Genomic DNA, 319 nt, shown 5'->3' on the forward strand with positions numbered 1-319 from the left:
CTTGGTAGCTGAGTGATTCGGCCGGAGATTCCCCCTCCGTCCAGTCGTAGGCATAGCTTCCGACCCCCAACACGACCTTGTCTTCCGAAACGCTTGTCAGGACTTTGTCAAGGAGTCGCTCGGTGAAATCGATACTGGCGATCGGTCCGGGCGAACCGCTTTCCTCGTGTTCGTCGTAGGCCATCACCACGAGGTAGTCGGCCGCCGAGGCAAGTTCGGGAATGGCACTAGACGGTGCGCTGGCCTCTACGTCGACGCTGAGCTCCAAGTTTGCCTCGGCGAACTTTTGCTTAAGGGTCGAGACGAACCTGACGTACGC

1 protein-coding gene is annotated in these 319 nt (G+C 58.9%); it reads right to left on the reverse strand.

The annotated features are described in order from the left end of the window. On the reverse strand, window positions 1–319 hold a 319-nt coding region (locus A6X21_RS00930), incomplete at both ends, for a glycosyl hydrolase family 18 protein (RefSeq protein WP_205847357.1).

This window comes from Planctopirus hydrillae (assembly GCF_001707835.1).
GTDB lineage: Bacteria > Planctomycetota > Planctomycetia > Planctomycetales > Planctomycetaceae > Planctopirus > Planctopirus hydrillae.